Below are 6,342 nucleotides of genomic sequence, written 5' to 3' on the forward strand. Positions count from 1 at the left end.
AGACTGGATGAACAATCTTCCTAGAAAAATATTGGGTTATAAAACTCCAGCTCAACTATTTGAAGCTGAGTTAGATAAAATTTATAGAAAAACAGCTTAACAAATTTGTTGTTTCAAGTTGTTATTGCAATTTATGTTTTTGCGAAACACTTGTAAATATACTCTGTGTCTTCCGGCATTGGTGTCTGAATCAGAGAAAGTGTCATGTGGCATACGGTGTAGTTGCTGTCTGAGCCACCTTCGCGTGTCCATGTATAGTCTGTTACGGTCATATTGTTTTCCAATGACTCCAGAATCGAATCAAGATTTATGGCCGAATGAACTCCGTAAACGCTTCTGAACGACTGGATTCCGTCCGAATCGTACACATAATATTCGCGAGAAATTGCATAACGCTCAATATTTTCAGCTGAGTCTTTGACAGGCTCTCCATCCCGCCACTCAACATCGTACCTGTCAAGCTGGATAGTCCGCATGTCTTGACCGATTAGAGGAAGATTCTGCTTGAAACTGGATGAACAGAAAACGGCGTTTGTCGAAGTATCCTTATACGAGTTGATATCAGAGTAGCAGTCCTTCGTGATATTCGGTGTGTAAAAAATCTGCATATTGCCGTCTTTGTCCGTGTTTCTTCTGCTGATCGTTATGCCAAAGACAACGGAACCGTAAATGGACTCGCCCTGAGGCGGGAAAAGGAGAGTAACAGCCCGTCTTGCGGCATTCTGCCTGACGGCATATTCCCCCTCAAGTTGTCTTGGAATCCAAGTCTTGTAGTTGTCGTAATCAATGAATTTGTCTGTACCGAGTGCCGTATTTCCGCTCTCGTTGATTGCCTCAACCGAGACCTTAAATTTGTCTAGAGTGACGGCCGCCCCCGCGACATCAGGTTTCTCAGGAAAATGGTCCAGACTGCGGTTAAAATTGTATACGGCCACCCTGGAGTCAGTTTCGATGATCGCACGGATTTCATCTTCGTACTTTACGATGATTCTATAAGTGGTCGAGCCGTAAAGTTCCTTGCCGCCGGTGCCTCTTGCAATGCTCCATGCGAGGTTGATTCCCCCCTCATCGGCTTCCTTCATGGTGAAATTGGATGCCGCAGGAATCCATGTTCCGTACGATGAGGTGTTGACTGCCGTGACTGACCATGTTTCCGAAGCGTTTCCATAAACATTTACAGCCCTTGCCCTTACGAACCATGTTGAGACTTCATCTGATTCAGGGTAACCGACGATGTTTCGGTCAAACGGGTATGTCAAGGAATCTTTGTTCGTGTCGGCGGCATTTGACCAGTGTTCCCCGCCGTCCCGACTGATTTCAACTGAGTAGTATTTTATCGTATTTTTGAGTCCGTCCTCCGAAGCTGGATTCCATGTAATGAGGATGTCCTTTTCTCGTGCGATGGCCGTCAACCCGGCCACGGAGTCAGGTGTTCCTATGTCGGTGTCACCGCTTAGGAGCCGTTCAAAAGCGAGCTGTCCAGACGGCATCGGCTCTGACCATACACCGTCGCTCACAGTTGATGCGGTTTTTGTCGAAATCCAGAATGAATTCTCGGTCTGCACATAATGCCAGCCATCCTGCGTTCCGTCTCCCTCTGGTCTCGAAGGCTTCTCTTTGCTGTCGTTGTAAGTCGTAAATGTTCGCCATTCGCTCACATCCCCCATATCAATGACAAAGGACTTCTCTGAAAGGTTGTTCTCGAATTCTGGGAGTACGAAATTTGGGTCGTCCACGCCGAAAATTTCAGGAGCGTACTCTACGCATGTCAAATCTGCTGAAAGGTTCTCCCCGCACTGTATATCTGTAACTATCAGGTCGATTGCATCTTTAAGATTCGCACCCGAAACCTCACCGAAAGTAAAAAGATCGCCCGCCTTTGACTCGTTGTTTTGCGGTATATTCTGAACTATAATAGGGTTTTGAAGATACACGGACCTTGAGCTTGAACCTGTATTAACGAGATAGAAAAGTTCCGACTCCCCGTTTGCTTTCCGTACCCTCATTCCGTAGGATTTTCCGCTTTCCATAGGAATAATCTCGTCGCATTCAAAGCCTGCGACAAGCCCATTACCGTCAAAAATCCGTTCCGTAATCCTTCCTTGTGTTACTCCGGCAATCGCGATGTCTCCGGCATATTTAATCCAATCCCCTTTAGAGCACATGAGGTATTCAAAGTCGCAGCTGAATTTGTGGATAATGAACCTGTGTTTTGAGACAGCGTAATCATACATCCCGATTTTCCGTGCCTGTTTGGAGTCAGTTACACCCCACAACTGAATTTCCTGTGTGGTATGAGGCTCGCCAGCATAGTTTCCGTTTGGAGTGTTGTAGACTCTGGTGAAATTCTCCGCATAACCGTTCTGCTTATCAACGAATGAAAGACTGAGTGCATCGGGGATTGTCGCAAGCGCAATTTGCTCTGAGTAACCATGAGAATTTCGCGGGGTAAAAAGCTGAGTGAACGAGTCTCGCGTGATGTCCTGAATGACCGTGATCTTGCCATTGAGCCTGAAAATCTCCGCACGGCAAGTCGAGGCGATTGATGAGAGAAGGCTGCTTATTGGGATTTGCTCAGTGAGGTACGCGTTACACTCGTAGCCGTTAGCCGCACACCATATATAAAGCCGTTCGAACATAGGCCAATCTATCTCGCCGTCAGAGAGTTGCTGTTGGGCGAATCCGCCCTGCATGGCGTATATTGCAGCGCTGGCCGGATTGCTGGACAATCTGTCGCTCCATCGTGGTGAGCCGCTTCCGTCTCCTAAGTATGACGGAAGCTTTGACTGAGCGACGAAATTAAGCTTCTTAACGACATTGTTCAGTTTCGCGCTTGCCTTGATTTTAAGTTCGACTAGTGTGAGCTGGGCAGCACGCTCTGGTCGTATCGGATTCACATTCTTTGCCGCACGGATTGATCCGACATACACATCATCGATGACATTCATGTCCGTACCGTCTGCCGTGAGACGCGATATTTTTACTGTGTAGCTTGCTGGAGAAAGCCCTAGTTTTGTTATTGAGTAGCGTTTCGTCTTCAACTCAGCGCCTTCAATGACTATATTTGTGCTCCCAGATACAGAAAAACCTATGGAAAAATCAACAATTTGCGCGGGTGGAATTATCGAACGTGCTGATGGACACGGATCATACACGCTTAATATCTGAACTTGATATTCCGGTGCCTTAGCTGGATCCACATCAAACCTGTCTCCAGACAGGTAGCTCCAGTCAGCCATGCGTGCAAACAGCGTGGAGCGTGTGACTTGTATTCCCCAAGGCAAGGAAACATGAAAAAATTGTGTTTTGTTTTGTGCAGAAATAGGATTACGCAGCAGTTTGTAAGCTGAGTCAGGCTCATCACTCCTTTTGTACCATGCTCCTACTTCAACCGAAGTGGTTTCAAGACCTCCGTTATTATTATATTTTCCAAGTCCGTTGAAAAAGAACAAATCCACATTGATTTCCTGCGTTCCTTCCGGCGTGGTTCTGATTACCGAGCCGTCAATTCCTTCTTCGGTTTCATGCTTCAGTATTGCGTTAATCTGCTCTTCATGTACGCACTTGTCGTAAAGAAGCGGCATGGTACCGTCCTGATGGATTCTCATGTCAATAAGAGGGTCTTGTCCCGAAAGAATCTTGTTGATGTCGCCTGTAGATGAGTATTGTGTTATCAGAGTCTCGTCAATCTTGATTGAGCCTGTGTCAATTTCCATGTCCTTCTGTCCAGCACAGAAAAGCTGGTAAAGGTAGATTGCACCGTCCTCAGCCCATGTATAACTTGTTGCTGCAAGGTCGGAGTAAATCCGTCTTTTTCCGAACAGGGTCGGAATCATACCGTAAGGCCTTAGCTGGTTCTCGCTTCCTCGGATTGCAGGATCCTGCTCTGGAGCCTGCTGTTTTTTGTTTTGTGATAAGGATGGAACTTCGATATTGAGGTTATAGAGCACTGTTCCGCCCGCAAAACAACCTATACCGATACCAATCAAAGCTGCTCCTGCAGCACCGCCTATGCCGGTCCAGCCCAAAAATGCGATTGCGGCAATTCCTCCAACGACAGCCAGTGCACCGCCGACTTTCATTCCAGTTCCAGTGCTTTTATTGTCCCCTTCCGGCACAAGCTTTATAAAAACATGCTGACCGTCTTCCGGGATGCGTGTAAAATCAGTGACAATCTCATCGTCAATGAGTACGCGCCAGCCTGTATTTACGGCATGGAGTGCATCAAATTTTTTTATAATTTCCTGAATTGAAATTGCTTCTTCAAAATGAAATTCACTTTTTTTCTGCGAAAACGGATTTAAAAACGCTGTAACTTGAATCGACACGGTACCACCCCTCGACACAACCGGCGAGAGCTGGAGAAGAAAGTCTTTCGCATACTACGCCGACCTTGTGTCGAGAGTGAATTATATAGCCGTCACCCGCATACAAGCCGATGTGGCACAGCCTGCCACCCATCCGCATGAGGACAACAGCCTTTTCTTCCGGGCCGTCAATTTTCTCCCCGCAGAGCAGAGGCACATTCTCCATAAAAAGCTTCTTTGTCTCTGCTATGTTCAGTGCGTTCGTGTAGTCGCCGTTGAGGATTGGAAGATCGTAGTCGTATTCATTCGTCAGGATTAGCCGCGTAAGTCCGTAGCAGTCGCAGCCTGTTTCGTCGCGACCGCCGGAAACAAAAGGAATCCCCACATACTTTTTTACCCAATCATACATAAGCAAGTCCTAGAAGAACATCCCCGGAAAGTCCTCCGGATTGTATGTCAGCGCGGAGAATTTTCTGTCGCTCATATACAGGTCGTAGAGTTCCCCGGTTATGCTCTGTACCGTTGCATTAATGTTCCTGAGAGCGAATGTGAGAGGACCTTCAATGTAGTTGTCCGGTTCACTCGCCATTATAACTGCGACATCGCAGGTGATTTTCTTTTTCTGATTGATGCTGTTTATGGCAGCTGATTTGATTTCCCTATAAATCGAGATGTCGGCGTTGTCAATCTGAAGTCTGCATGTCTTGTTGCCGTCGCTCGTCTGATCGGGCAGAACTACGGTGAATCCGCACGGAATGAAGATGTTCCCGTTGGATGTGATTTGCTGTTTGTCGTCCACCACGCGGAGAATTGGCTCCCCGTCATATTTGATTGTGAGCAGATTGAGCAGCACTTCCGCTGTTTCCGGGGCAGTCATTGCATTAATTGCGTTTTCTGTAAGGTTCTCTCTAGGCATTCATTTTCTCCAGTGTCATGGTTATCCGCCAGTTTCCGTCAAGTGAATCTTCATCGTAATGTTCCTTGAACCGGAATTCTCCAGGCATCAAAGTCTGCGGGTCTTTCATTACGAACCTCAGAACTCCACCGCCAAGAACAGAATCGTAAAAAGCTTCAAGAATCCGCCGTTGGCTTTCTGTTACTACGATACTTCCCTTGAAATCCTTCTGAGAGACTGTGTAACGCCGCCTCTGTTTCGCCGGCCCCGCATCCATTTCAGTCCTTACAACAGAGTTTTGTTTCTTTGCGTTCAGTCCGTCAAGTATCAGCACCTGAGGAAGTGAATCCGGCCATTTTATGTTTGTCATTTATACCCCCTGAACTTTCAGACCGTAACGGCTTTTCAGAGCCCTGTCAGCTGAACCGTCCGAAAGATGTCTGTTTATCATTGAGCCAACCATCATCTCAATCTTCCTCTGGCCGTTTTCATCCGTCGTCTCGTTGACCTCAACCGGCTCGTCAGAATAGACCGTAATAGGAATGTTCACTTCGATATTTGAGCCAAGCCCGCTTGCAGTTACACCAAGAGAACCGTCAGCACCACGAGTGAGCGGCATCACGGCTTCCGGGCCTGCTTCTCCCATAAGTCCGGTTCCGAATCCGCTGCCTTTGGCGAACTTGAAGAATGTCGGGCTTGAGAAAATCGCATTAGTGAAAGTTCCGCCCTTTGCGAAAGCTGAATAGCCGTTGTCTCCGTACACTCCGCCGAGAGCATTCGTCTTGGTCTCTTCCTTTGCGGAAGAGGTCTTGCCGTCAATATATCCCGCGATAATCGCAGAGCTTCCTGCAGCCGCAATGAAACCGAGTCCCAGAGGCCACTGTCCCTGGGCAATGAGCTGTAAGCCCGCCTGAAGGAACATCGTCGGAAGCTGATTAAGGATTTGTTGAGCCATTGCCGCAAGAGCTGCCTGCAAGGAGTCCGCCGCATCCTTTCCCTCTCCCAGAGCCTTTCCGAATTCTTTGAAGCCAGTTATGGATGAGTCAATGCTCACGCTCGCAAAACTTGTTGCCAGATTTGCGAGTACCTGTCTTGATTTTGCGTCTAGTACGTCAAAATCCTCAAGCAGATCCTGAATTC

4 protein-coding genes and 1 pseudogene are annotated in these 6,342 nt (G+C 47.5%); all 5 read right to left on the reverse strand.

Features of this window, described 5'->3' with window-relative positions:
• Window positions 1–131 precede the first annotated feature (131 nt).
• A complete protein-coding gene (locus IJJ71_RS04360; protein ID WP_296845547.1) occupies window positions 132–4,328 on the reverse strand; it encodes a host specificity factor TipJ family phage tail protein in 4,197 nt (1,398 codons plus the stop codon).
• Complete coding sequence (locus tag IJJ71_RS04365; protein ID WP_296845548.1) at window positions 4,276–4,716, reverse strand: C40 family peptidase; 441 nt, start codon at window positions 4,714–4,716, stop codon at window positions 4,276–4,278. Before IJJ71_RS04365 ends, IJJ71_RS04360 begins: the two co-directional genes overlap by 53 nt.
• A gap of 9 nt (window positions 4,717–4,725) precedes the next feature.
• On the reverse strand, window positions 4,726–5,223 hold the full coding sequence (locus IJJ71_RS04370; protein ID WP_296845549.1) for a DUF1833 family protein: 498 nt from the start codon (window positions 5,221–5,223) through the stop codon (window positions 4,726–4,728).
• On the reverse strand, window positions 5,216–5,572 hold the full coding sequence (locus tag IJJ71_RS04375) for a hypothetical protein (protein ID WP_296845550.1): 357 nt from the start codon (window positions 5,570–5,572) through the stop codon (window positions 5,216–5,218). The genes IJJ71_RS04370 and IJJ71_RS04375 overlap by 8 nt, the downstream gene beginning before the upstream one ends.
• Window positions 5,573–6,342, reverse strand: a pseudogene (locus IJJ71_RS04380) (tape measure protein); the annotation flags it as partial.

Origin of the sequence: Treponema sp. (genome assembly GCF_017430385.1) — a bacterium.
In the GTDB taxonomy this organism is placed as follows: domain Bacteria; phylum Spirochaetota; class Spirochaetia; order Treponematales; family Treponemataceae; genus Treponema_D.